Here is a 25,102-nt window from a genome sequence, read left to right on the forward strand (position 1 = left end):
AAATATCGACATTTCGGAAATAGCTCATTCTGAAATGGAATGACCCATGCTGACGTCAAGGCGTTTTCTACCCTCCACCGCGCTGCTCTCCGCTTTCGAGGCGGTGTCGCGCACCGGCAGCGTCACGGCCGCGGCCAAGGAACTCGACCTGACGCAAAGCGCCGTCAGCCGCCAGATCAAGACGCTGGAGGAGCAACTCGGCGTCGAGCTCTTCATCCGCGAGCGCCAGACCGTGCGCCTGACGCTTGCCGGTGACGGCTATGCCCGCGAGATCCGCGAGGCGCTGCGGCGCATCTCCAGCGCCTCCTTGAACCTGCGCGCCAATCCGCACGGCGGCACGCTGAACCTAGCCATATTGCCGACCTTCGGCACACGCTGGCTGGCGCCGCGCCTCGGCCGCTTCCTGGCCGCCAATCCCGGCGTCACCATCAACCTCGTCACCCGTCTGTCCTCCTTCGATTTCCGGCTCGATTCGATCGACGCCGCCATCCATTTCGGCCATCCGCTCTGGCCGGGCGCCGAGCTGACATTCCTGATGTCGGAAAAGACCGTGCCCGCCTGCAGCCCCGATTTCCGCGACCGGTATGGCATCAGCCAGCCGTCCGATCTCGTCGACGTGCCGCTGCTGCATCTGACCACCCGCCCGGATGCCTGGGAACAATGGTTCGCCGACAACGAGGTGCCGCCGCAGACCGTTCACGGCATGCTCTTCGACCAGTTCGCAACGGCGGCCCAGGCGGCGATCGCCGGGCTCGGCGTGGCGCTGCTGCCGACGTTCCTCATCCAGGACGAGCTGAAGCGCGGCGATCTCGTGGCATCAGTCAATCGCGAGATGGAGAGCAAGGAACGCTACTATCTGGCCTTCCCCGCCGAGCGCGCCGACTACGCCCCGCTCGCAGCCTTCCGCGACTGGATCGTCCGCGAAGCCGCAGCTTGACGGAACCGCTTGCGCCACACCCGTCGTTTCGCGCATTATGCGCCGCAACAGAATTCGACCCAGGAAATTCCCATGAAGCCGATCTTCGTCCAGCTCCAATGCGCCCCCGGCAAGACCTATGAGGTCGCCGACGCAATCTACAAGACCGAACGCGTCTCGGAGCTCTATTCGACCAGCGGCGATTACGACCTGATGCTCAAGGTCTATATCCAGGAAGGCGAGGACATCGGGAAATTCGTTAACGATCAGATCGCCAGCATTCCCGGCATCGTCCGCTCGCTGACGACGCTGACCTTCCGCGCATTCTGACCTCGGGTCACGGTCGGTTAACTCTTCCCAAAAGCAAATCCCCGAAGGCGCGGACATTTAACGCCGCCTTAACGCGGGCGGTTGCCATGTGGCATCGATGAACGCTGCGACCATCCCATCGCGGCCGAAGGAATGACATATGTCCGCCGCCGAGCTCTATTCCCATGACGCCGAACCGGTCGCCGCCAACGCGCCGCTGATCGTTCACGTCATCCGCCAGTTCCTGCCCAATCGCGGCGGCTTGGAGGACGTTGTCGCCAATCTCGCGCGCCAGACGCTGAAGCGCGGCTACCGTGTCCGCGTCATCACGCTCGACAGCTTGTTCACCGCCCGGGACAAGATGCTGCCACCGCGCGAAACCATCGACGGCATTGACGTCGTCCGCATCCCCTGGTCGGGCAGCACGCGCTATCCGCTCGCGCCTGAGGTCTTCCGCCATCTCGGCGACGCCGATCTGATCCATGTGCACGCGATCGACTTCTTCTTCGATGCGCTTGCCTGGGGCCGGCTGCTGCATCGCAAGCCGATGGTGGTCACCACCCATGGCGGCTTCTTCCACACGACGAAATTCGCGGCGATCAAGAAGGTCTGGTTCCAGACCATCACCCGCCTCTCGGCCATGGCCTACAAGCGGGTCATCGGCTGCAGCATGTCGGATCTCGCGCAGTTCGAAAAGATCGCGCCGAGCCGCAGCATTCTCATCGAAAACGGCGCCGACATCGGCAAGTTCGCCGACCGCGCATCGCGCAGCCCCAAGCGCCGGATCGTCACGATCGGCCGGTTCTCGGTCAACAAGCGCCTCGACAGGCTGATCGACGCCGTGGCGGTGCTGAGAGTGTGCAATCCGGACTGGCATCTCGATATCGCCGGCGTCGAATCCGATCTGACCCGACAGGACCTGATGGCCCAGATCGACCGGCTGAAGCTTAACGACGCCGTCACCATCCATGTCGACGCCGACAACGGCGCCGTCGGGCGGATCATCGCCGACGCCTCGATCTTCGCCTCCGCCTCATCCTATGAAGGTTTTGGGCTTGTGGCGCTGGAAGCCATGAGCGCCGGCCTGGTGCCGGTGCTCAACACCAACGAGGCCTTTAGAACGCTCGGCGAGCGCCACAAGGACATACTGCTCGCAGACTTCGCCGATACGGCGGCCGCAGCCCTCGCGTTGGAAACGGCCTGCAAGCGCCTGGAAGCGCAGGGCCCGGCGGTGCGAGCCGCCCTTCTCTCCGACGCCTCTGCCTATTCCTGGGACGTCGTCGCGGAACGTTACATCGGCGTCTACAAAGAGCTCATCGCCGGCTAATAAAAGCCGGCGCAATCACCCTCGATAGTCCGAAAACTTGACCGACCCGAAACGAGCCGGCGCACGCCTGTGCCCGCTCAGGCCTTCGCCAGCCGCGCGATCTCGGCGAACACCGTCCGGCGCGATTCCGGCGGGGTCAGATTGTGATCGGCATCGGGCAGCATCACCAGCCGGACGTTCGGATGGCGCTCGAACTTGCGGCCGCCGGGGCCGAAGTGGAAGTACATGTGCTCCAGCCCAACATCGCCTTCGCTGTAGATCAGCGTCAGCGGCACCTTGCGCTTGCCGACGGTGACGAAGGATTTCTTCACCTCGCTCGCCGTGTGCCGGCGGCTCGGCAGATATTCGAGCAGCGGCGCGATGCGCACCGACATGCGGCGTGAAAAGGCGATAATGACATTGCGCGTCGCCGCCAGCACGTCGATATCGCCCTTCATGAGACGCTTGACCGTGGCAAAGCTGGAGAGCCGCTGGCCGTAATCCTCGAAGCTGCGCGGCACCGACACGACATGCTTGCGCTCGACTGGCTGGTTCGGATCCCAGTAATAAACGAAGGGGTTGATCGATACGGCAGCCTTCACCCTGACATCGTCGACGGCGGAGCGGATGGCGACATAGCCGCCGCTGCAGCGCCCGGCGACCATCAGCGGGCCCGGCACCATGCCTTCGAGCAGATCGAGTGCGGCTTGCGCATCGGCGTTCTGGGTGGCGGAATAGAGGATCTGATCCGGTGCATCCGGACGCGGCGGGCTGTCGCCGACATTGGCGGAATCGAAGCGGATCGAGGCGACGCCCTCGCGGGCAAGCCCCCGGGCCATGTCGGTGATCGCGCGACCCCAGCCGGACTGGCGGTCATAGGCGGTCGACAGAAACACCACGCTGTTGCCGCGCGGCAGGCCGACCGGACGCGTGACGACGCCGACCAGATGATTGAACGCGCCGAAACGAACCGGCACTTCCTCGAAGCCGTCGCCTGCGAGCGACTGCGTATCGACAGCGGTGGCGGAAGGTGCCGCAGCCGGATCGACCGACGTTTGCTTGTCCACCCATTGCGCCAGCGTCTCGACGACCTCCATCGGCGTCCGCGAGAAGACCGGGTCGGAGATCAGCCTGTCATAGCCCTTGAACGTCTGCTGCTCGACCGTCGCGCCAAGCGCGGTCAGATTGTCGGCGAGCGTCGTGTCGTCGGCGCGCTCCGGGCGCTCCAGAATGAGGTAGCGCTGTGCTGCCAGCGTTTCCGGCGCAGCGATGCGTACCTTCGACAGCTCCGCGGCGATCCCATCGGGCATCTGAAGCCCGGCGATCATGTGCTTGCCCTCGGGAATGGCATCCTCGCCCAATCCCAGGTGATGATTGATGAACGTCGCCCATGCACGAAGCTCGCGCAGATAGGCACGGCCGTTGGCGACGGGACCGAGCAGGGCGATGGCATCGACGCCTTCGATCGACGGCGCGGCTCTCTGCGCCAGTGCCGCTCCAAGCCCCTGCGCGACGATGATGATGCGGCTGCAACCGCTCAGCTGCTTCAACCGCTCAGCGGCGTCGCGGATCGCGTCTTCCCAGATATTCAGGCCAACGGTGTCGTCGACATCAAGCGCATCACCGGCGCCGGGATAATCGAAGCGCAGGCTAGGCACGCCGAGGCCCGCGAAATGCTCCGCCGTGACGCGGAAGAACCGCCGGCTGCACATCTCCTCAAGCCCCCAGGGATTGACGAAGAGCACGGCCGTGGAGCGCTTGGCAACGCCAGCGTCTTCCGGCTTGAACAGGCCGATCGTGCCATTAAAGGCAAAGGGCAGCGCGGCCTCGTTGCCGGCGCCCTCGGCAAGACCGGTCTCGACGGTGATCTCGATCGCCTCTTCGGCTTCCGCCGTCTTGGCATTTGCCGGCGCGATGAAGGCAACGGCCTTGCGGGCGGACTTTCCTACCGAGCCCGGCAATTTTTCGACAATAGACGACATAACATCGGCATCCTCTCGCGGAATTGCCTTTAAAAGCTTGAGCGCAACAATATAGCCAGCGCCCCCAAGAACGACTGCGAGAAGAAGTCCAATAGAACCATTGATATAGTGTAAAATTCCAAGGGCTATAATTGCGCACAGGACCGATGCGGCAAGCGTCTTGAGCAGATTTACGTAAAGACCAGAGAGCTGAGAGCCGAAACCGGTCTGTCGCACCATGATAATACACATAATCGTGAACACGCCGATGCGCACCATCGCGGCGCCCTCGGCGGCGAAGAACGGAACGACCGCAAGGCAGCCGAGCGTCATCACGGCGGCGCCGACGAGGCTCACCTTCAGCCGGTCGCGGGCGCGATCCATGGAGAGAAGATAGAGGCTGAGCGTCTGCATGAAGGTGTAGGACGGGGCGGCAAGCGCCAGCAGCGCCACGACGGTTCCGCTGCGCGCGAATGCCTCACCGAACACCGCGCGCACCAACTCGCTCGATATGGCGGCAAGCCCGAAGCTCATAGGCAGGATGATATAGGCCATGCTGCGGGTAACGGCCGCGAACACCTCGACCGGCAGGGTGCGGTCGTCGCTCGAGTGGCGCCGCTCCGAATAATAGGGGAGCAGGCTGCCTGTCATCTGGATCGGCAATTGCAGCGCGATATTGGCGACCGACAGGCCGACGGCATAGAAGCCGACCATCTCGACTGACCAGAACTGCTGCAGGAACAGGAGCTCCAGCCTGTTGAGAAAGATGGAATCGATCAGGAACTGCGCCGATAGCACGATCGAGGAGGCCGCCAGATATTTCAGCGGAACCCCGCAGCGATCGCGCGGCGTCATCAGGATCGGGATGGTGGCGATGAAGAATACCATCTGCCCCAGCAGGTAGCCGACCAGCACGCCCTCGACCCCATAGAGCACGGCGCCGGCGCCGACGCCGATCAGCTGCAGCAGGCACACGCCCATGGCGAGCTTGAAGAAATCGGTCAGCCGCCGCTCACCGATAAGGTAGAATTTGACGAAGGATCCGATGGCCTGCACGAAGAACAGCGCGCCTGTCACATAGGCGACCGAGGGGGCGGTCTTCGCCCAATGCATCTGTTCCGACGTCAGGAAGAACAGCGCGTAGAGGCCGAGCAGAAACAGCGTCGAGCACAGCATGACGGTGACGAGCAGCGAGGCGAAACCCAGCCTCCGGCGCGCGTCAAAACCTTCCGCCTGAAGCTGCGGCAGCGTCTTCGACATGGTGATGCTGGAGCCGAGCTCGGCGATCGACGCGCCTGTCACCACGAGCCAGAGCGAGAAGGCGACAATGCCGTTCGCCTCAGGCCCGAGCAGCCGGGCGGTGATGATGGAAGACAGGAATCCCGTTACCAGGAGCAGCATTCCCGCCGCGCCGTTCATCACAGAATTCGCGATAATTCCCTTAGACATACCGTATCCGCTTTAGGCCGTTCGAAGGGCCTATTTTAGTAAGAAAGTCTTTCGAAATTGATTGCGCCTCATCTTTTGCGACGAGCGCCTCTAGAACGAAAAGGCGTGCGCGCCGCCTGGTGTCAGCACCTCGCCGGTCGGGCGATCCTCCGCCCCTCGCCCCGAAAGCGGCCGCAGCAGAACGCGCTTGGCGGCCCCCGGCGCCAGATGGAACCAGTCGTCATCGGGCCGGAAACCATCGACGCTTATATGCACCGACTGTGCCAGCCTGTCGGTGGCGAGATCCGCAAACCACGCGCCGCCGTCTTCGGCCAGAGACACCTGGATCTCGGCATCGTGCACAGCCTTCGAACGCCCTTGCGGGAAATGGAAGGCATCCGCCACCACCGCGCCACCCTCGGGAAGCCTCAACCGCGCCACGGTGACATCATGCGCCGGCGGCCCGAAGCGGAACGCGTAGGTGGTATCGAAGAAGGCGCCGAACAGATCGGTTGCGGCAAACGTCTCCGTGCTGCGTGGCGCAAGTGTCAGGATGCGTCCGCCGCTCGCCACATTCTGTCGGCCGTTCCTGAAGCAGATGACCTCGAGATCGAGTTGCAGGCTGTGTTCGGTCTCGTTGATCACAAGCACGTCGAGGCCATTGGTCCCCTCGTCGGTCATAAGCACCTGCATCGGCCGGAAGGCGCGGCGCAGCGCGTACCAGATCGGCTTCGGTGCGCCGGTTGAATCGATCACGCCCCAGCCGGCGCCGGGCAACAAGTCCTGCAGCGTCCAGACCAGCGCGCCATTGCAGCTAGATCCCTTGCGCCGCCATTCCGCGAAGGTCTCCTCCGCCACCTCGCCGGTGACGGCGCGCGACAGGTCGAGATAGAGATCGCGGTTTTCACGGCGCAAGCGCGCCGGATCGACGTCGTAGAGATGGCCGAGATAGAAATCGCGCACATCCTCGAAATCCCAGGAAGCGCCGCGATCCCTTGGCACACGCGATTTCCATAGTGGGCTGTGGACCGGCGGGACATCGAGATGCCGCTGCAGCGTCTTCTGCTGCGGCACATTGGCGAAGGCGAGGCTCTCGGCCGCGAAGCGCACGTTCGCACGGCGCGCATCGTCTAGCGGCCGCATATAGGCGCCGACGCCGTAATAATGCGTCACGCCGGCATTCGGCGAAAACGGCATGGCGCCACCGGACGGCGAATTAGCGACATATGGGATTTCGGGGCAGAGCCGTGCCGCGATGGCCGGAATGATCTCGTCGGTGATCGGGCCGGACCAGAACTCCGGCGGCAGGCCGAGCATCGCCGCCTGCTGATAGATCTCGCTGCCGCCGCAGAGCACCGTAAGCGATGGCGAACCCTGTGCACCGTGCAGGAACTCCTCGACCTCGGCATGCACATGCGCGGTAAAGGCCTTGTCGTTCTTCGGATAGTCGAAATTGGCGAACATGAAGTCCTGCCAGACCATCAGCCCGAGCTCGTCGCAAAGCTGGAAGAAATCTGATGTCTCGTAGGCCATGGTGCCGCCGATGCGGATCATGTTCATGCCGGCCTCGGCCGCCAGCCGCAGGAACGGCTCGTAATCCGCGCGCGCGCCGGGAAGCTTCACGATATCGGCCGTGGTCCAGACCGCACCGCGGCAAAACACCCGCTCGCCATTGACGAGAAGCGCGAAGTCGCTGCCGTCAGGGCCGCGATCGGCCACGACGCTCCTGAAGCCGGTCTTGCCCAGCGGATGTTCGACACCATCGATGACGACGGCATAGTCGTAGAGGCGCGGCGTCCCATGGGTGTGAGGCCACCAGGGCTCCACGTCCTTCAACCGCAGAATGGCCGAGTAGTGCCGCTCCCCCACCTTTTCGAACGCCTGCTCGATGCCGCCGCAGCGCAGCGACAATTCGGGTGCCTCGGCATCGGTGCGCAAGGACACACTGAGCTTAGCTGAACCATCCGGCTCCAGCACCGCCCGCACACTGACATCATCCAGCGACACCACATCGCGACGCACCAGCGTGACCGGCCGCCAAGGCCCGGCGGCGTGGATCTCAGGGCACCAGCCGGGCATGCGGCCAAGCAGCGTGGTGCGGACGTTCTTAAGGCCCTGCGGCGTGATCATCTGCGGCCGCCAGCGGGCGCGCGGGCCGTTATCTGCGATGCGAGGCGCAAGCGCTCGAAAGCAGAGCGCCAGCTCGTCGCCACCTGACAGTGTCACAGGCACCTCATGCATGGTGAACATGCTCTCGGACGAAAGGATCTCCTGGCCATTCAGGAACACATGGCACAGCGTCGCCAGCCCCTCGAAGCGCAGGATCGCGTCACCGGGCGCTGCGTCGAACAGGCGGCAGACATACCAGGCATCTCTGTTGTCGAGCGGCACGGGATTTTCGCGATCGAACAAGCCCGCTCGCTCCAGCGCGGCCGCAACCGTGCCCGGCACTTCGGCGGGGATGAACTGGGCGGAGAGCGGCAGGTCGTGCGGATTGGCGCAGGCGCCGGGTTCCGTCAGAACCAGGTTCCATCCTTCGCTGAGCGCGATCTCCTCCGCCGCGATGCTCGCCAGTCTCCCACGCATGATCAGGCCTCCGGCTTCAAAGACGTTTCGTGAGCGAAGCCATCATCGAATCCCACGCATCGGCCGCCGGATCAAGCGCGGTTGCTAGCGGCTCGAACTTCTTGCGCGTGACGGCACGTGCCAGCTGGAACTGCACGGATTTCGCGGCCTCCGACAGCTTGCGTGCATGCTCGGCGGCCTCGCCGAATTCGGCCTCCGAATGCCAGGCCAGATGATCGGCCAAGAGCTCGAAATTGGCACCGAACTGGCGCAGCGTGTTGAAGGCGTATTTGTGGAAGAAGCCGAAGGGCCGCTCGGCCACCGCCTCGACCTGCTCTGGAAAGACGCCAGCGAAAGCGCGGATCGGGTTTTCGCGCGGGCGGCGGGCGAAATGCGAAGACAGCAGCGCGCGCGAGACGCCGCGCGTCGCCTGCGGATCAACAGGCGCGTCGGGGAACTTGGCGAACTCGGTATAGGGCAGGAACTGCGGATCCTCGTCGCGAAGATTGAGCTGGAACAGCCCGTCGAAATCCTCGCCCTCAAGCGAAAAGAAGCCGCCATTATGGAAGTAGTCGACACGCTTTCCGGCCATGTCCAGCCGATTGATGGCAACCGTCGTCTTGCCGTGCTCCTGCCGGTAGGCGGTGCCATGCGTGTCTGGCATGTAGAAGCTGTCCATCTCGATCAGGCATAGACGCCCGCGCGCAATCTGCGTCGCGACATGCCGCTCGACCTTGTCGAAGATCGCAAGCTCGGTGACCTTGATACCGTAGAGCGCTTCCAGATCCTCGAGCGGCACCTTGAAGAAGGTGAACTGGTCGCCCTCGAAATCCTGACCGAGCGTGAAACCAAGCATCGCCTCCGGCGCGAGCCCAAGCGTGCTCAACACTTCGATCCAGAGGTCAATATAGCAATTGGTCTCCGGCCACATGCGCTCCATGGAATGCAGCGCATGTGGGGAATAGCTGTCCGGGCTGATCCCCGGGAAGACGGATGCCATCGTTTCCCTTAGCCCCAGAGCGCCTGGCGCACCGAGGCCGGCCACAGCTTGACGTCGAGGCCATGGTGATGGAACAGCGCCAGCGCGATGCGCTCCAGCCCGAAGCCAACGCAGGCCGTGAAGGCGACGCTGCCGTCCTCGAGGTTCAGGCCCCACTTCTGGCCGAAGGAATCCTGGTGGAAGTTGAAGCTCATGCAGGCCGTCGGATTGGCCGTCGAGGTGATCGGGATCAGAAGCTCGAACTTCAGGTTCTGGTCACGCTGGTTGTTGACCATCATCTTGCCGGCGCGGCCGAAGAACGGATCGTTAGCGACATCGATGGTGACGTCGAGACCGACGAGCTTCATCATCTCAAGGCCGCGATCCATCCACTTCTGGCGGAAGTCGGTGACATGCAGTTCGGTGCCCATGCAGACATATTCGCGCATGCGGAACAGCTGCTGGCGGGCCGGATCGCGCGACGGCTCATGGCGGAAGCAATAGGACTGCAGATCGAACAGCGCGCCGTCCTTCGGCAGGTTGCCGCGGCGGGCGACCGTCGGGTAGAGCGGATAGCAGGCGGCCGGCGTCAGAACGATTTCGGTGGCTTCCTGGCCCTTGGTCCAGTCGTCGCCCACTTCCATGCACTGCAACAGGTTCATGTGGTCGAGCTCGTTGCCGCAGAAGCTGTGGACCGTGCCGGCCAGCTGCGGGAAGCTCTTCATATAACCGCTCTTTTCGAAGATCTCGCGGTTCATGCCCGGCGGAAAGCGCATCGCTTCCGCGCCGTCCGCGCCGCCGAAGCGATCGATCAGGCGCTCGAAGGCGGCGATCACGTCCTCGAACTGGCCGCTGCGGCCATAGAGGCCATCGACGCCCATATCAATCAGAAGGCCGGATTCAAAGAGCCGGTCCAGAAAGGAGGTCTGCATATCCATGTGAGTCACCCCAGTAGGCTAGTGTCCTGCTTGTGGACAAGGAGCATGCTCGACGTGTTGCCAAGGATGCGGTCGTTGGAAATCATCAGCTGGGCGGAATGCGCATCGCGCAGATGCCGTCCGAGGCTGAACGGCGTGCCGTTCTTGTAGCCCATGATGCCGCAGATCAGCATGGCGTGGTTGACGATCTCAAGGATCGTTTCCGACGATGCGATCTTGACGTTATTCATCGCCACGGCAAACGCCATGGACGACAGCTTGTCGGGATCGGCCTTGGCATCCTCGTAGGCCTTGAGGCCGGCGACGACGTTGGACTTCACCATCTGCAACAGGTTCGACACTTCGGCGAGACGCAGTGCGCCCGGAGGAGGCGCACCCGGCGACTTGCGGGCAGCGGCGCGCACGAAGGCCTGCGCGCGCGAGAATGCATCGATGGCGATGCCGTACCACACGCCGCTCCAGAGCAGGTGCGAGGACGCCAGCATCGACTGCGCCGCGATCTCGGCGAAAGGCTTCGGCAGGATCTGGCTCGCCGGTGCTTCACCCTTGAACAGGAAGCCGTCGGAGCAGGTGCCGCGCATGCCGAGCGTGTTCCAGGCATGCGTCTTTTCGAGCGTGTACTGATCTTTCAGAAATGCCGTCAGCACCTGATCGGAAGGCGCCGCATCGGCATGGGCGCGCGAGGTGATCAGGATTGCATCGGCATGGGCGCCATAGGAAATGACCGTCGCATCCTTTTCGAGACGGCAAACGCCGCCTTCGACATAGATGGCGCAGATGCTGTTGCGCAGATTGCCGCCGATGCCGCCTTCGGTCGTCGCCGACCCGATCAGCAGCTGCTCGGCGGCGATGCGGCGCATGAAATCGGCGTGCCACGCGCTATCCGCCCCATGCTCGACGAGGCTGGAAAGCTTGATGTGGTGCATGGCGAAGACCATGGCGCTGGCGGCGCAGGCCTGGCCGAGCATCGAGCAGAGCTCGGCGATCTCGGTCGTCGTTGCGCTTTCGCCACCGAGGCTGCGGGGAATCTGGATGCTGAGCAGGCGCTCCGCCTTCATCGCATCCACCGCTTCCTGAGGAAACCGGCCTTCAAAATCGACGGCGTCCGCGAATTTCGCCGCAATGGCGGCAACGCGGGCAGCCCTTGCTGCAAAACTGTCTTCCGTGATTTTGACCGGGAAGTTCATCAGGCGACCTTCCGGCTATCCTTGATCAGATCAACGGTCCGGGCGATGGCCGAGATACTGGCGAAGGACTTGCGATTGAGGAGATTGTCCGGGAACTCGATATCGAAGGCGTCCTCGATGCCGAGCATGAGCTGAACCGATGCGAAGGAGGTGAGCCCCGCCGCGTAAAGATCGGCATCGTCAGCCACGGTGTCGATGGCCACAGGCAGCTTGCCGAATTTCGCAAGCAGTTCGCGGATCGTCGTATTCATCCTCACATCTCCAAGCTGTCATAACCAGAGCGGGCGCTCATCGCCCTGTCATGGAGGTGCTTTTAAGGAGGAAAAACCAATATTCCGCTAAGGCATGTGGTTAAATCTGGCCACGATGAAAAGCTAAGAATTTAGCATCTTCGGCTGATCAGTAGAGATAAAGCAAATCGGATCATTGCTTTGCGAGAATAGCTTAAACAACGCTTGGCGCAGGCACGGATGACCGCAAGTGCTGAAATGAAACGAAGAACGGAACAGTTAACTCCCGCGCGGCGGGTAGATATGCTCTTGTCCGTTGTAGTCGGAAACCGAATAGCAACCCTCCGCGTTTCTGCGGATCGAGTTTTGGCCGATATCGGCTTTGCCGTATCCTCCTGGAATATCCAGAATATAGGTCGGTTGGCACAATCCAGAGATGCGACCACGCAAGGAAGCGACGATCGCCTGCCCCTCTTCGACCGATAGCCGGAAATGGCTGGTACCAGGCGCGAGATCGGGGTGATGCAGATAATAGGGTTTCACCCGCGTCTCAACGAAGGCCTTCATCAGCTCCGCCAGAACATCGGGATCATCGTTGACGCCCTTGAGCAGCACCGACTGGCTGACCATGACGATGCCGGCATCGATGAGCCGGGCGCAGGCGGCGCGCGCCTCGGCCGTAAGCTCGCGCGGGTGGTTGGCATGCAGCGCGACATAGGTGGTCTTGCCGCTCGCCTTCAGCGCCTCGATCAACGCCGCATCGATCCTGTCAGGGTCGACGACCGGCACGCGGCTATGAAAGCGCACGATCTTGACGTGATCGATATCTTTGAGCTGTTCGAGGATATCCCGCAGCCGGCGCGGCGACAGCACCAGCGGATCGCCGCCGGTGAGGATGACTTCCCAGATCGCGTCATGGCCTCTGATGTAATCGAAGGCTGCCTTCATCGCGGCCGGATCGAGCGTCCCCAGCCCCTGTGGCCCCACCATCTCGCGGCGGAAGCAGAAGCGGCAGTAGACGGGACAGACATGCACCGCCTTCAGAAGCACCCGATCGGGATAGCGGTGAACGATGCCCTCGACGGGGCTGTGCGCGTGGTCACCGATCGGATCGACCCGCTCTTCCGGCGTCATCATGAGCTCGGCGGCATCAGGCACGAACTGGCGCGCGATCGGGTCATTGGGATCGTCATAGTCGATCAGCCGCGCCATCGCCGGCGTCACCGCGATCGCATAGCGCGCCTCGACCTCGTCCAGCGCCTCGCGGTCGAGGATGAGCCCGGCACTGGCGAGCTCGTCCACCGTCTTGATCGGCCGGGTGATCGTCACTGCCCGTACTCCGCCACCGGCGCCCACAGCACCTGATCGATCCGCCGCGCGCCCGTTGCCAGCATCACCAGCCGGTCGAAGCCGAGCGCGATGCCGCTGGCATCAGGCATGATAGCCAACGCGTCGAGCAGATCATCGTCGATCGGATAGGTCTCGCCGTAGATGCGCTTTTTCTCCGCCATCTCGATCTCGAAGCGGCGGCGCTGCTCGACGGGATCGGTCAGCTCGCCGAAGCCGTTCGCCAGCTCGACGCCGCAGGCATAAACCTCGAAACGCTCGGCCACACGGGGATCGGCCGCTGATGGCCGTGCGAGGGCGGCTTCGCAGACCGGATACTCATCAAGGATCGTCACCCGCCCCATGCCAAGATGCGGCTCGACCTTCTCGACCAGCACGCGACTGAAGAGATCGGCCCACTGGTCGTCCTCGGCAACGCGCATGCCGTTGCGCCGTATCTCGGCCGCCAGATGCTCACGGTCCGTCGAGCCATCGGCGCTGACCGAGCCCAGAAGATCGATATCGGCATCACGACGGAACGCCTCGGCTACGCTCAGGCGCTCCGGCCCGGCGAAGGGATCGCAGTTAGTCTCGCGATAGCTCAGCATCGTCGTCTGCATGGTCTCGGCCGCAAGTGCTACGATGCGCACGCAGTCCATCATCAGGCTCTCATAGCTCTCGCCGGTGCGATACCATTCGAGCATAGTGAACTCGGGATGATGCAGCGGCCCGCGCTCGCGGTTGCGATAGACATGCGCGAAACAGGCGATGCGCTCCTCGCCGGCCGCAAGCAGCTTCTTGCAGGCGAATTCGGGCGAGGTGTGCAGATAAAACGGTGCGGCCTGCCCATCCGTGGTCAGCGCCTCGGTGGCAAAGGCATGCAGATGCGCCTCGTTTCCAGGCGACACCTGCAGTGTGGCCGTATCCACCTCGATAAAGTCCTCGCGCGCGAAATAGCCGCGCAGAGCCGCCTGAATCCGGTTGCGTCCGATCAGGAACGGCCGGCGGTCGGCATGCACACTGGGCGTCCACCAGGGCGACGCTTTGGCGATCGAGGGTTTCATCGAATGCTGTCCTGACCGGATCAACCAACGCAAGGGCTGGCTATTTGCCGGATTTTAGGTTAGTTGCGCCCCCAAAGAACACCTGATTGCGTCTCCGGGGCCATTTCGACAGTCCTCTACGACGCCAAAAGCCGAGTTACAAGGAACTCTTATGGTCAAGGTCATCGCCTCTTCCGTCCGCAAGGGCAACGTCCTCGATGTGGACGGCAAGCTCTACGTCGTTCTGACGGCCAACAACTTCCACCCGGGCAAGGGCACGCCGGTCACCCAGGTCGACATGCGCCGCATCGTCGATGGCGTGAAGGTCTCCGAGCGCTGGCGCACGACCGAACAGGTCGAGCGCGCCTTTGTGGAAGACGTCAACCACCAGTTCCTCTACGAGGACGGCGAAGGCTTCCACTTCATGAACCCGGAATCCTATGACCAGGTCGTCGTCGACGTCGAAACCATGGGCGACCAGAAGGCCTACCTGCAGGAAGGCATGGTCTGCATCCTGTCGATGCACGAAGGTGTAGCGCTTGCCCTGCAGCTGCCGCGCCACGTGACGCTCGAGATCACCGAGACCGAGCCGGTCGTCAAGGGCCAGACGGCATCGTCTTCCTACAAGCCGGCTATGCTCTCCAACGGCGTCCGCACCTCGGTTCCCCCGCACATCGACGCCGGCACCCGCGTCGTCATCGCGACCGAAGACAACTCCTACGTCGAGCGCGCCAAGAACTAATCGGCGCTGGACTGAAGATTCAAAGGCCGTATCGCTTGCGCGATGCGGCCTTTTTCTTTGGCGTTGGATGCAGATTGTGATCTGTTAAGCGATCGATGAGTTCCCAATTTGGAAACACTCTCCTTGTTTCCAAATTGGGAACGAGCTATATAGGAGGGAAAGTGAACGTCATCGCTAAGTCCGCCTTGGTCAATTTCTGGAATAGCCTGCCGAAAGGCGCGCCGAGACAAACCGCCGAAGCTGCGATGACCGAGTGGTACACGGCAGCGTCCAAGGCAAATTGGAGCAACTTCGGCGAACTGAAGAAGACGTTCAATTCGGCCGATATTGTTGCCGGCAACAAGGTCATTTTCGACGTCGGCGGCAACAAGTACCGAATAGTGGGCCTCGTCGCGTTTCGAACAAAACGGATTTTCGTACTGTTTGTTGGAACCCACGCCCAGTATGACGCGATCGACGTGCATAAACTCTGACGTCAATGGAGATCGATATGCTCGACTTGAAGACCTTTCGAACGCTTCAGAGCGAGGACGAATACAATGCCGCCTTGCAGGAAGTCAGGCCATATTTCGAAAACGAACCCGACGAAGGGTCCGATGCGGCCGCTCATTTCGATGCGCTCGTCTTGCTGATCGAGCAATATGAAGCCAAGCATTACCCAATACCGGTCGCAAGCCCAGTCGAGGTGATTAAATCGGTGATGGCGGCCAACAATTACAGCCGTGCCGATCTGGTGGCCGTGATTGGCTCCAAGGCGCGAGCGGCCGATCTTTTGAATGGCAAGCGGGAAATCAACCTGGACCAGATCAGAAAGCTTAGCAGGGAATGGAATATTCCGGCGGGCGCGCTGATCGGCGAAATTGCCGCCTGATGGCGTCTGGCGCAATGCGGAATCGCAACAAAAAAGGCGCCGGAAAACCGACGCCTTTATCTTATCCATAGGCCCGATCGCTCAGGCCAAACCCATTAGCGCGGGCAACGTGCTTCGTAGCGGCGGCCGTAGCGGTCGCGGTAGACGCAGTAGCCGCGGCGTTCGACCGACTGGCCGATGAGCGCGCCGGCGAGACCGCCGGCAACGGCGCCAACGGCCGCACCACCCCAGCTGTGGCTGACAGCGCCGCCGATCACAGCGCCGGTGCCGGCGCCGATCGCGGTGCCTTGTTCCGTGGCCGTGCAGGATGCGAGCGCGCCGACCAGAGCGCCGATGAGTACAATCTTCTTCATCATAACTATGTCTCCCAGGGTTTTTGGCGCGCTTTAGATGCGGCCCATGAGTACGAGAATGATAATAATCACAAGAACTAAGCCCAAACCGCCAGAAGGTCCATAGCCCCAGCTGCGACTATAACCCCAATTCGGTAGGGCTCCGAGCAAAAGCAGAATAAGGATAATGAGTAGTATCGTTCCAAGCATATCCCGTGACCTCAGCGCATTTCGAGTTTGAATGAGCCAGAAACACGTAAGCCGGCTTTTGGTTCCGCCGATTTTTTCCAAGAGGACAATATTTTTCAGCAGGTAAGCCGACGTCACCTGGCATCCTCGCGCTGACGCATAGCAGGCGCGGCGCCAAAAGCGCATTTGCGCCTATGGTTAAAATTTCCATAAAATACAATAGGTTGTCGTGAACAAACCGGGAAGTTGGCAAAGTCGCTGATTCGTCTGCCCTTTGTTCCGGATTTGATCGAGCACGCTTCGAAACGGATTTTTTACATTTCGGGCGGGACCGAAGTCATGGCTGAGCGCCCCTTCCTTATCCGCCGAACAAAAATGCCTGTACACGCCAAGCGAGAATCATCCGATTCAGCATCTGGTGGGAAAAAGTGATTCAAAATCAATACTTAGCAGTGAACAAACCCTGAATCATCGGGAGTCAGCGATTCGTCTCCGATTCGTTCTACTGCTGTTCCGAATCGTTATGCGAGCATTCCACAAGCTATTCGCGAGAGCTAAAATCCGCCGGTGAAATTCAAATCAGCCCTTGCGTTTGCGCCAGCGGCTGTCCATTTGTTTGTCTGCTTCGGATCAGGAGCTTGGTTTTACCCCCGGGGCACCCCCGCCCCGTCTGCAGGACAAAGACACTGACATCGCAGCCGATGATACTGAGTGGGCGCGGCGTGACCGCGGTGCTCGGTCCAACCAATACAGGCAAGACCCATTATGCCATCGAGCGGATGGTTGCCCACGGCACTGGCATCATCGGCCTGCCGCTGCGCCTGCTCGCGCGTGAGGTCTATACCCGTGTCTGCGAAAAGGTTGGTGTCCACAACGTAGCCCTGGTGACCGGCGAGGAGAAGATCTCGCCGCCGAATGCGCGCTACTCGGTCTGCACCGTCGAAGCCATGCCGCGCGAAACCAAGGCCGCCTTCGTTGCCATCGACGAAGTGCAGCTATCAGGCGATCTCGAGCGCGGACACATCTTCACCGACCGTATCCTGCATCTGCGCGGCCGCGACGAGACGCTGCTACTCGGCGCCGGGACCATGCGGCCGATCCTCCAGCATTTGCTTCCCGGCATCACCGTCGTCGAGCGTCCGCGCCTGTCGCACCTGCTCTACGCCGGCCAGAAGAAGATCACTCGCCTGCCGCAGCGCTCCGCCATCGTCGCCTTTTCGGCCGACGAGGTCTATGCGATCGCCGAGCTCATCCGCCGCCAGCGCGGTGGCGCGGCTGTCGTTCTCGGCGCGCTGAGCCCGCGCACTCGAAATGCCCAGGTGGCGCTCTACCAGGCCGGCGACGTCGAATATCTGGTGGCGACCGACGCGATCGGCATGGGGCTCAACCTCGATGTCGACCATGTCGCCTTCGCCCAGGATCGCAAGTTCGACGGCTACCAATTCCGCAACCTCAATCCCGCCGAGCTCGCCCAGATCGCCGGCCGCGCCGGACGCCATCTGCGCGACGGCACATTCGGTGTGACGGGCCATGTCGACCCGTTCGACGAGGAGCTGGTCGGCCGCATCGAGGGCCACCACTTCGACAACGTCAAGATGCTGCAGTGGCGCACCACGGACCTCGATTTCAAGTCGATCCAGACGCTGCGCGCCAGCCTTGAAACCGGGCCGCGCGTACCCGGCCTGACGCGCGCGCTGCCGGCTGTCGACCAGCAGGCGCTCGAGCAGCTGTCGCGCTATCCCGAGATTCGCGATCTGGCCGATACGCCGGCAAGGGTCGAAAAGCTGTGGGAGGCCTGCGCGCTGCCGGATTATCGGCGCATTACGCCGGCCCAGCACGCCGATCTGATCGCGACCCTCTTTTCCGATCTCGTGCGCTATGGCACGGTAAATGAGAATTTCCTTGCCGAACAAGTGCACCGCGCAGATCGAACTGACGGTGAAATTGACACGCTTTCGGCGCGAATCGCGCAGATAAGGACGTGGACCTATGTATCGAATCGGCCCAGCTGGCTTGCCGATCCGACACACTGGCAGGAAAAGACGCGGGAAATCGAAGATCGATTGTCCGATGCGTTACATGAAAGGTTGACGAAACGCTTTGTTGATCGCAGGACATCTGTGCTCATGAAGCGCCTGAGAGAGAATGCGATGCTGGAAGCTGAAATCAGTGTAAATGGCGATGTCTTCGTAGAAGGACATCATGTAGGGCAGTTGTCGGGTTTCCGGTTCACGCCTGTATCGGGAGCGGATGGTCCGGACGCGAAGGCTGTCCAGGCTGCTTCGCAAAAGGCGCTTGCTTTGGAATTCGAAGCCCGCGCAGCGCGTATTCACGCGTCCGGCAACGGCGATCTGGCGATCGGCTCCGACGGCTCGATCCGTTGGCTCGGCGATCCCGTGGCACGTCTGGCCGGCACCGAGCACATCATGCGTCCGCGCTTGATCCTGCTTGCCGACGAACAGCTGACCGGCAATGCGCGCGACCACGTCGCCGCCCGCCTGGAGCGCTTCGTCAATCACCACATCTCGACCGTGCTGAAGCCGCTCGACGATCTGTCGCGCGCTGAAGACCTGCAGGGCCTCGCCAAGGGTCTTGCGTTCCAGCTGGTGGAAAATCTCGGCGTGCTCTTCCGTCGCGACGTGACCGAAGAGGTCAAGTCGCTCGATCAGGACGCACGCGCCTCGATGCGCCGCTATGGCGTTCGCTTTGGCGCCTACCACATCTTCGTCCCCGCACTGCTGAAGCCGGCTCCGGCCGAACTCATCACGCTGCTCTGGGCGCTGAAAAATGACGGTCTCGACAAGCCGGGCTACGGCGACCTCATTCCGGTTCTGGCCGCCGGCCGTACCTCTGTCGTCACCGATCCGAGCTATGAGCGCAATTTCTACAAGCTGGCGGGCTTCCGCTTCCTTGGAAAGCGCGCCGTTCGCGTCGATATCCTCGAGCGCCTGGCCGACATCATCCGTCCGCTGCTGCAGTGGAAGCCGGGTCAGCCGAACCGCCCAGAGGGTGCGTATGACGGCCGCCGCTTCACCACGACCACGGCGATGCTCTCCATCCTCGGCGCCACGCTCGAAGACATGGAAGAGATCCTGAAGGGTCTCGGCTACCGCGCCGACGCCGTGAAGGCCGAGGAAGCAGCCACCTATCTGGCAGCACAGGACGCCGCCGCGACGCCGGCTGCCGCAGCTGCAACGACGGAAGCAACCGCTGACGCCGCCGCTGAAACGGCCGAGCACGACGACGCCGACAGCGCCTCTGCTGACGAGACGGCTGTGGAAGCGCCAGCCGCCGAAACCGCCGAAGCCCCTGTTGCCGAAGCACCGGCCGCTGAAGCAACTGCGACCGAAGCATCTGCCGAAGTTGCACCCGCAACCGAAGTCGCTGCAGCCGAAGCCGAAGAGCCGAAGCCGGTTCTGCTCTGGCGTCTTGGCGGCCGCACCGACGGCAACCAGCGCCAGGCACGCGGCCATGGCGAGCGTCGTGGCGGCGAACGCCAGGGTGAGCGTCAGGGTGATCGCCAGGATCGTGGCCACGGCCATCGTCGCCAGGGCGGCGAAGGCGAGAACCGCGACGGCAACCGCCAGAACCGTGGCAAGGACGGCGGCAAGCCGCACCAGGGCCGCAACGACCAGCGCGGCGACCGTCAGGACCGCGGCGGCAAGGGTCGCGACGACCGCAACAACAACCGTGGCGGCTCCCAGCCGCTGCGCTTCGAGGCAAAGCCCCCGCGCAAGGAAAAGCCGGTCGATCCGGATTCGCCCTTCGCCAAGCTCGCTGCCTTGAAGGAGCAGATGAAGAAGTAATCGATGAGCGAGAAGACACAGCCATCAAGCGGTTCGCGCCAGCGCATCGACAAGTGGCTGTTCTTCACGCGCATGATCAAATCGCGCTCGCTGGCGCAGGCCCATGTTCAATCCGGGCATGTGCGCATCAACGGCGAGCGCGTTTCCCAGCCAAGCCACCAGATCAAGACCGGCGACAGGATCGAGCTCTCGCTCGACCGCCGCGAGTTCGTTCTGATCGTCAAATCCGGTGGCGCGCGGCGCGGCCCTTTCGAGGAGGCCCGCCTCCTCTACGACGACATCTCCCCCTCCGCGCAAGACCGCAAACAGCTGACGCCCTACGAGCAGGCGACCCGCGATACGGGCGCTGGACGCCCGACCAAGAAAGAGCGCCGCGCAATCGACCGCCTGATGTCGGACGACGATTAGAAAATCCGTCTCCAAACTCGGCTGTTTCGCGCTTTCTTTATCCTTGAAATCCGGCACCAAAGCCGATACTTCACAAGCAACTTGCCGGATGGCGTGGCAGTTCCCAAGACTGGTCATGTCCGTCTCCGGCCAGGGGAAAGGCGCGACGTTCCAGGTTGCCCGGCCCCGTCTGCGTGAAAATCCTGGAGTTCTTCATGACCTATGTCGTGACCGACAACTGCATTCGCTGCAAATATACCGATTGCGTTGAAGTCTGCCCCGTTGATTGCTTCTATGAAGGCGAGAATTTCCTCGCGATCAATCCTGACGAATGCATCGACTGCGGCGTCTGCGAGCCGGAATGTCCCGCCGAGGCGATCAAGCCGGATACCGAACCGGGCCTCGACAAGTGGCTGAAGATCAATGCCGAGTTCGCCAGCATCTGGCCCAACATCACCGTCAAGAAGGACGCGATGGATGGCGCCAAGGACGTGGATGGCGAGACCGGAAAGTTCGAGAAATACTTCTCGGAAAAGCCCGGCGCCGGCGATTGATCGCCCGTTGATACTATAGTCTGAGACAGGGCCGGAATCTGCCCAATCTCACGGCGGATATGCATGACTTATGGGGGCGACATGTGTTGCCCGCATGACTCATACGCAGTAAATTATTGATTTCCTCATATTTTTGTGGTAACTTTCACACACTGTTCCTTTTGCGGCATCAAGGATGCCCCAAACCACCACGAAAGCAAACAAATCCAAGCGCGATTTCCGTGACATATCATGATCTTGAGCTGTCACGCCCCAAGATTGCGTGTCTGAATATGCTTGCTTCTTCCCGGTGGGACCAGAAGTAAAGTCACCCGACGGATCCGACCGTCTCATCCGGGCCTGACTGACCCGGCTCCGGCCTTGGCCGGAAGCGTAACAGGGAGTTTTTGACAAGAATGACGATCCAGCAGAAAAAGCCTTCAGCAGCCCGCCTTGGTTTCAAGACCGGTGAATCGATCGTGTACCCCGCTCATGGCGTCGGTACCATCAGCGCCATCGAAGAGCAAGAAGTTGCCGGGATGAAGCTCGAACTTTTCGTTATCGATTTCGAGAAGGACAAGATGCGCCTGAAAGTGCCGGTCGCAAAGGCCATGAGCATTGGCATGCGCAAGCTTTCCGAGACGGATTTCGTCGAGCGTGCTTTGAAGGTCGTGCAGGGCAAGGCGCGCGTCAAGCGCACCATGTGGTCCCGTCGCGCGCAGGAATATGATGCCAAGATCAACTCCGGCGACCTGATCTCGATCGCTGAAGTCGTTCGCGACCTTTATCGTGCCGAAAACCAGCCGGAACAGTCCTATTCCGAACGCCAGCTTTACGAAGCAGCGCTTGACCGCATGGCGCGCGAAATCGCCGCCGTCAACAAGCTCTCGGAAACCGAAGCTGTCCGCCTCGTCGAGACGAACCTGAACAAGGGTCCGAAGCGCGGCAAGGCTGTGGAAGAAGACGAAGCAGAAGAGGAAGAAGCAGCCTGATTTCAGGCTTTCTTCTCACCAAAAAACCCGGCCATCGTGCCGGGTTTTTTTATTGGAACCTTTTCCACGGTCGCGCGTTTACACACTGTCACCACGGACTTCCGGGAGAAAGCAATTTCGCTGGAGGTCCGGTTTTCATGTCAGGATGCGACGAGGAGCGGATCATGCCTTCCACAAATTGCCGATTTGGCAACGTGAAGAAAACGGTCTGGGCTCGCGGCATAACCAGCACATAGCAGTAACTAGGGCCTCTCTCTGAGACGTCCAGAGTTAGGGGCCTTCATATCTTCCAGCCATGAATTTGATCCGGTCCGCAATGTCCGGAAGCAAGCCTTGTTTGCCCTTTTTCAGGGCTAAAAGTCTGAACTCAGGAGACCGATATGAAGAACATGTCTGCAGACCGGCGCATGATCAAGATCGCCATGGCGGCTCCCTATCTTGCCCGCGAGGAAGAACACGACCTCGCTGTCCGTTGGAAGCACAACGACGACCGTGGGGCACGCAACCAGATCGCAATGGCGCATATGCGCCTCGTCATTTCCATGGCCGCGAAATTCCGCAACTTCGGACTTCCCATGAGCGACCTCGTCCAGGAAGGCTATGTCGGCCTTCTGGAGGCCGCCGCCCGTTTCGAGCCGGAGCGCGACGTCCGTTTCTCCACCTATGCAAGCTGGTGGATCCGCGCTTCGATCCAGGATTACATTCTCCGCAACTGGTCGATCGTACGCGGCGGAACCAGCTCGGCGCAGAAGGCGCTGTTCTTCAATCTGCGCCGCCTGCGCGCCAAGCTCGCCAAGGGCGATACGCAGCTGACGCTGCAATCGATCCACCAGGAGATCGCGGCAGCGCTCGGCGTCAGCCTCTCCGACGTCCAGACCATGGATGCGCGCCTTTCTGGCAACGACGCCTCGCTCCAGGCGCCATCAGTGTCTGGCGATGCCGACAGCGCCGAGAAAATGGACTTCCTGGTCAGCAACGAGCCGCTGCCCGACGAACAGGTCACCAACATGATCGACGGCGAACGCCGCCGTGTCTGGCTTGCCTCCGCGCTCACGCATCTCAACGAACGCGAGATGAAGATCATCAGCGCCCGCCGCCTTGCCGAAGATGGCGCGACGCTGGAAGAGCTCGGCGCCGACCTTGGCATCTCCAAGGAGCGCGTCCGCCAGATCGAAAGCCGCGCGATGGAAAAGCTCCGCACAGCGCTCGTCAGCGCCGACCCGTACATGGCCGCGCATTAAGACATCCCCGAGATTACTCCCCAGTGATGCAACTGGCCCGGCGCAAGCCGGGCCTCTTTTTATTCCGAGATGATTTTGACGCGGTCGCCGGGCGCGACAGACGCGCCGGTCGGCAGGGCGTTAATCAGCTTGAACAGATCGAGCTTGCGATCCGTCCCCATCATCCGCGCCGCGAGCGTGGTGATGTTGTCACCCGGCTGCACGGTCAGCACACGAACCCGAAGCGGCTTCAGCGACGCGGCCTCGGCCGGCGTCATGCGGCGGAAGCTGGAGCGGAGCACATCGGCGGTCGATTGCAGCGCGGTGCTTCCCTTCGGCACGGCCGTGAGGAAGCGGAAGATCTGCGAGTTGTTGCGCACGACAGTCACGTCGAAATCCCAGCGATCGGCACTGGCGCGCGCGGTGGCGGCCTCCATGCCGTTGACCGTGATTTGCTGGATGGTCGACGGATCGAGCCCGGTGACCCAGCCGCTCGAGATGTAATTGGTCAGCGACTGGTTCTGGTTGTCGGCCACGCCGTCGAAGCGGATCGCGATATCGCCGGGACCGGTCGCCATGACCGCCTCGACCTTGTTGTCGATCTTGAAGTCCGGCGGCACGTCGAAGCGGATGCCGAGACCACCATGCAGGAAGGTCTGGCCGCGAACATAGCCCTCTTCCGGGCTGTCGCCGTAGAGCAGGCCATCGATGCCGTCGAGATAATATCCGCGCCCGGTATCGCCGACCTTGCCCTCCTGCCCGAAGGCGCGGGCATGATCGCGCGCCAGTTCGATGCGCTGCGCCGAATTCGGGTGGCTGGACAGGAAGTCCAGGCTCTGGTCGGCATCGGGATCAACCGACATGAAGCGGCTGTAGCCGGCCATGGAATCGAGGAAGCGGCTGGCCGCATAGGGATCGTAGCCGGCTTCGCCGAGCATGCGCACGCCGATGACGTCGGCCTGCAATTCCTGCTGGCGCGAAAAGGCGGCAAGGCGCAGCTTGCCGCGCGCCAGCGCCTGCTTGCCGGCGATATCGCTCGACAAAACTTCGGCGACGACGCGGCTGGCAATCACTTCCGCCTCTTCGCGCTTCTGCCGCTCGATGCCGTGATTGGCGGTGACGTGGCCCATCTCGTGCGACAGCACGGCGGCCACTTCCGACGCATCGTTGGCGAGCGCCAGAAGACCGCGGGTCACGTAAAGATAGCCGCCGGGCAGCGCGAACGCATTGATCGCGGGCGAATTCAGGATGGTGATGCGGTAGGACTGGCTCGGATTTTCCGACACCGCCGTCAGCGCACCGGCAATACGCGCCACGAGCCGCTCGGTCTTGGCGTCCTTGTATTCGCCGCCATAGCTGGCCACGATGCGCGGATGCTCGCGCGCGCCCATGGCGGCACGCGGATCGTTCTTCTGCACCTCGTCGACAATCTGCGGATTGGACGAAGGGCCGACACTGGGTTGATAGGATTGTTCGAGCGCCGACTGACAGCCGTAAAGCGCCAGGGTGGAGGCGGACAGGATCGACGCCCGTCGCGCCCAGCGGCACGCTGCGAAGAACACATCACTGGAAGGCGCGGGCAGTTTCCACGTCGTCATGCGGTCCAGTCTGGCTCCCCGAGTCATCGCGCTTCTCGGCCGGCTCGCCGTCATGGCGCCCCGGTCGTCTTCATCAAGGTTCAACAGGCGTACGCCCCCGTTTCCGCAGTGCACAATCGAGGGCCCAAGTCTTTGCTTTAGCTGATTTCCGCATCGGTTGCATAGCGAGACTCTGCCTAAATATGGCGGCTTTATACTTTAGCAAGCCTAACGTGGTTAAGGAGTTCTCTGGGTCGCCGCAAAT

General features: G+C 61.9%; 22 protein-coding genes. 11 read left to right on the forward strand and 11 right to left on the reverse strand.

Annotation, left to right across the window (positions count from 1 at the left end; all coding sequences use genetic code 11):
- Positions 1-46 precede the first annotated feature (46 nt).
- The 3 genes from ACODTZ_RS18935 to ACODTZ_RS18945 all read left to right on the forward strand — a co-directional run bounded on the left by ACODTZ_RS18935 (position 47) and on the right by ACODTZ_RS18945 (position 2,552).
- Complete coding sequence (locus tag ACODTZ_RS18935) at positions 47-937, forward strand: LysR family transcriptional regulator (RefSeq protein ID WP_489027220.1); 891 nt, start codon at positions 47-49, stop codon at positions 935-937.
- A 72-nt stretch (positions 938-1,009) separates the two neighbouring features.
- Positions 1,010-1,246, forward strand: a complete 237-nt coding sequence (locus ACODTZ_RS18940; RefSeq protein ID WP_018901882.1) for an Lrp/AsnC ligand binding domain-containing protein — start codon at positions 1,010-1,012, stop codon at positions 1,244-1,246.
- Positions 1,247-1,385: 139 nt separating this feature from the next.
- The gene (locus ACODTZ_RS18945; RefSeq protein WP_489027222.1) at positions 1,386-2,552 is read left to right on the forward strand and encodes a glycosyltransferase family 4 protein; all 1,167 of its coding nucleotides are present in this window, start codon (positions 1,386-1,388) and stop codon (positions 2,550-2,552) included.
- 77 nt (positions 2,553-2,629) lie between these two features.
- On the opposite strand, the gene ACODTZ_RS18950 is transcribed toward ACODTZ_RS18945, so the two are convergent.
- The 8 genes from ACODTZ_RS18950 to epmA all read right to left on the reverse strand — a co-directional run bounded on the left by ACODTZ_RS18950 (position 2,630) and on the right by epmA (position 14,209).
- Entirely contained in the window at positions 2,630-5,941 is a 3,312-nt protein-coding gene (locus tag ACODTZ_RS18950; RefSeq protein ID WP_489027223.1) for an alpha/beta fold hydrolase, read from the reverse strand.
- Between the two features lie 90 nt (positions 5,942-6,031).
- Entirely contained in the window at positions 6,032-8,506 is a 2,475-nt protein-coding gene (locus ACODTZ_RS18955) for a glycoside hydrolase family 2 protein (RefSeq protein ID WP_489027225.1), read from the reverse strand.
- 16 nt (positions 8,507-8,522) lie between these two features.
- Positions 8,523-9,485: a DUF1839 family protein gene (locus ACODTZ_RS18960; protein WP_489027227.1), complete on the reverse strand. Its 963-nt coding sequence runs from the start codon at positions 9,483-9,485 to the stop codon at positions 8,523-8,525.
- A gap of 8 nt (positions 9,486-9,493) precedes the next feature.
- Positions 9,494-10,402 (reverse strand): amino acid--[acyl-carrier-protein] ligase, encoded by a 909-nt coding sequence (locus ACODTZ_RS18965; protein ID WP_112942666.1) that lies wholly within the window; start codon positions 10,400-10,402, stop codon positions 9,494-9,496.
- A 5-nt stretch (positions 10,403-10,407) separates the two neighbouring features.
- A complete protein-coding gene (locus ACODTZ_RS18970; RefSeq protein ID WP_489027229.1) occupies positions 10,408-11,589 on the reverse strand; it encodes an acyl-CoA dehydrogenase family protein in 1,182 nt (393 codons plus the stop codon).
- Positions 11,589-11,840, reverse strand: a complete 252-nt coding sequence (locus ACODTZ_RS18975; protein ID WP_018901875.1) for an acyl carrier protein — start codon at positions 11,838-11,840, stop codon at positions 11,589-11,591. Before ACODTZ_RS18975 ends, ACODTZ_RS18970 begins: the two co-directional genes overlap by 1 nt.
- A 258-nt stretch (positions 11,841-12,098) precedes the next feature.
- The gene (locus ACODTZ_RS18980; protein WP_489027231.1) at positions 12,099-13,148 is read right to left on the reverse strand and encodes a lysine-2,3-aminomutase-like protein; all 1,050 of its coding nucleotides are present in this window, start codon (positions 13,146-13,148) and stop codon (positions 12,099-12,101) included.
- Positions 13,145-14,209 (reverse strand): EF-P lysine aminoacylase EpmA, encoded by a 1,065-nt coding sequence (gene epmA, locus ACODTZ_RS18985; RefSeq protein ID WP_489027232.1) that lies wholly within the window; start codon positions 14,207-14,209, stop codon positions 13,145-13,147. The genes ACODTZ_RS18980 and epmA overlap by 4 nt, the downstream gene beginning before the upstream one ends.
- A gap of 151 nt (positions 14,210-14,360) precedes the next feature.
- Between epmA and efp the strand changes: the two genes are divergently transcribed.
- The 3 genes from efp to ACODTZ_RS19000 all read left to right on the forward strand — a co-directional run bounded on the left by efp (position 14,361) and on the right by ACODTZ_RS19000 (position 15,801).
- A complete protein-coding gene (gene efp / locus ACODTZ_RS18990; RefSeq protein WP_018901872.1) occupies positions 14,361-14,930 on the forward strand; it encodes an elongation factor P in 570 nt (189 codons plus the stop codon).
- A 161-nt stretch (positions 14,931-15,091) separates the two neighbouring features.
- Complete coding sequence (locus tag ACODTZ_RS18995; protein ID WP_047508931.1) at positions 15,092-15,403, forward strand: type II toxin-antitoxin system HigB family toxin; 312 nt, start codon at positions 15,092-15,094, stop codon at positions 15,401-15,403.
- A gap of 17 nt (positions 15,404-15,420) precedes the next feature.
- On the forward strand, positions 15,421-15,801 hold the full coding sequence (locus ACODTZ_RS19000) for a helix-turn-helix domain-containing protein (RefSeq protein WP_489027235.1): 381 nt from the start codon (positions 15,421-15,423) through the stop codon (positions 15,799-15,801).
- A gap of 95 nt (positions 15,802-15,896) precedes the next feature.
- Here ACODTZ_RS19000 and ACODTZ_RS19005 read toward each other — a convergent pair whose 3' ends face one another.
- Together ACODTZ_RS19005 and ACODTZ_RS19010 are read right to left on the reverse strand one after the other, a co-directional pair.
- Complete coding sequence (locus ACODTZ_RS19005) at positions 15,897-16,157, reverse strand: YMGG-like glycine zipper-containing protein (protein WP_018901871.1); 261 nt, start codon at positions 16,155-16,157, stop codon at positions 15,897-15,899.
- A 30-nt stretch (positions 16,158-16,187) separates the two neighbouring features.
- Positions 16,188-16,343: a DUF3309 family protein gene (locus ACODTZ_RS19010; protein WP_081619995.1), complete on the reverse strand. Its 156-nt coding sequence runs from the start codon at positions 16,341-16,343 to the stop codon at positions 16,188-16,190.
- A gap of 680 nt (positions 16,344-17,023) precedes the next feature.
- Here ACODTZ_RS19010 and ACODTZ_RS19015 point away from each other — a divergent pair.
- From ACODTZ_RS19015 to ACODTZ_RS19035, 5 genes are all read left to right on the forward strand, one after another.
- Positions 17,024-20,128, forward strand: coding sequence for a helicase-related protein (locus tag ACODTZ_RS19015; protein WP_489027237.1), 3,105 nt, complete (start codon positions 17,024-17,026; stop codon positions 20,126-20,128).
- Between the two features lie 3 nt (positions 20,129-20,131).
- Positions 20,132-20,536 carry an RNA-binding S4 domain-containing protein gene (locus ACODTZ_RS19020; protein ID WP_018901869.1) on the forward strand — a complete coding sequence of 135 codons (405 nt, stop codon included), beginning with the start codon at positions 20,132-20,134 and terminating at the stop codon, positions 20,534-20,536.
- A 194-nt stretch (positions 20,537-20,730) separates the two neighbouring features.
- Positions 20,731-21,069, forward strand: coding sequence for a ferredoxin FdxA (gene fdxA / locus ACODTZ_RS19025; protein WP_026283614.1), 339 nt, complete (start codon positions 20,731-20,733; stop codon positions 21,067-21,069).
- Between the two features lie 395 nt (positions 21,070-21,464).
- Positions 21,465-22,040, forward strand: a complete 576-nt coding sequence (locus ACODTZ_RS19030) for a CarD family transcriptional regulator (protein WP_489027239.1) — start codon at positions 21,465-21,467, stop codon at positions 22,038-22,040.
- A 380-nt stretch (positions 22,041-22,420) separates the two neighbouring features.
- Complete coding sequence (locus tag ACODTZ_RS19035; protein WP_018901866.1) at positions 22,421-23,281, forward strand: RNA polymerase factor sigma-32; 861 nt, start codon at positions 22,421-22,423, stop codon at positions 23,279-23,281.
- 59 nt (positions 23,282-23,340) lie between these two features.
- Here ACODTZ_RS19035 and ACODTZ_RS19040 read toward each other — a convergent pair whose 3' ends face one another.
- Positions 23,341-24,885, reverse strand: coding sequence for a M48 family metalloprotease (locus ACODTZ_RS19040; RefSeq protein WP_489027241.1), 1,545 nt, complete (start codon positions 24,883-24,885; stop codon positions 23,341-23,343).
- Positions 24,886-25,102 lie beyond the last annotated feature (217 nt).

Source organism: Rhizobium sp. FG113 (genome assembly GCF_057809895.1).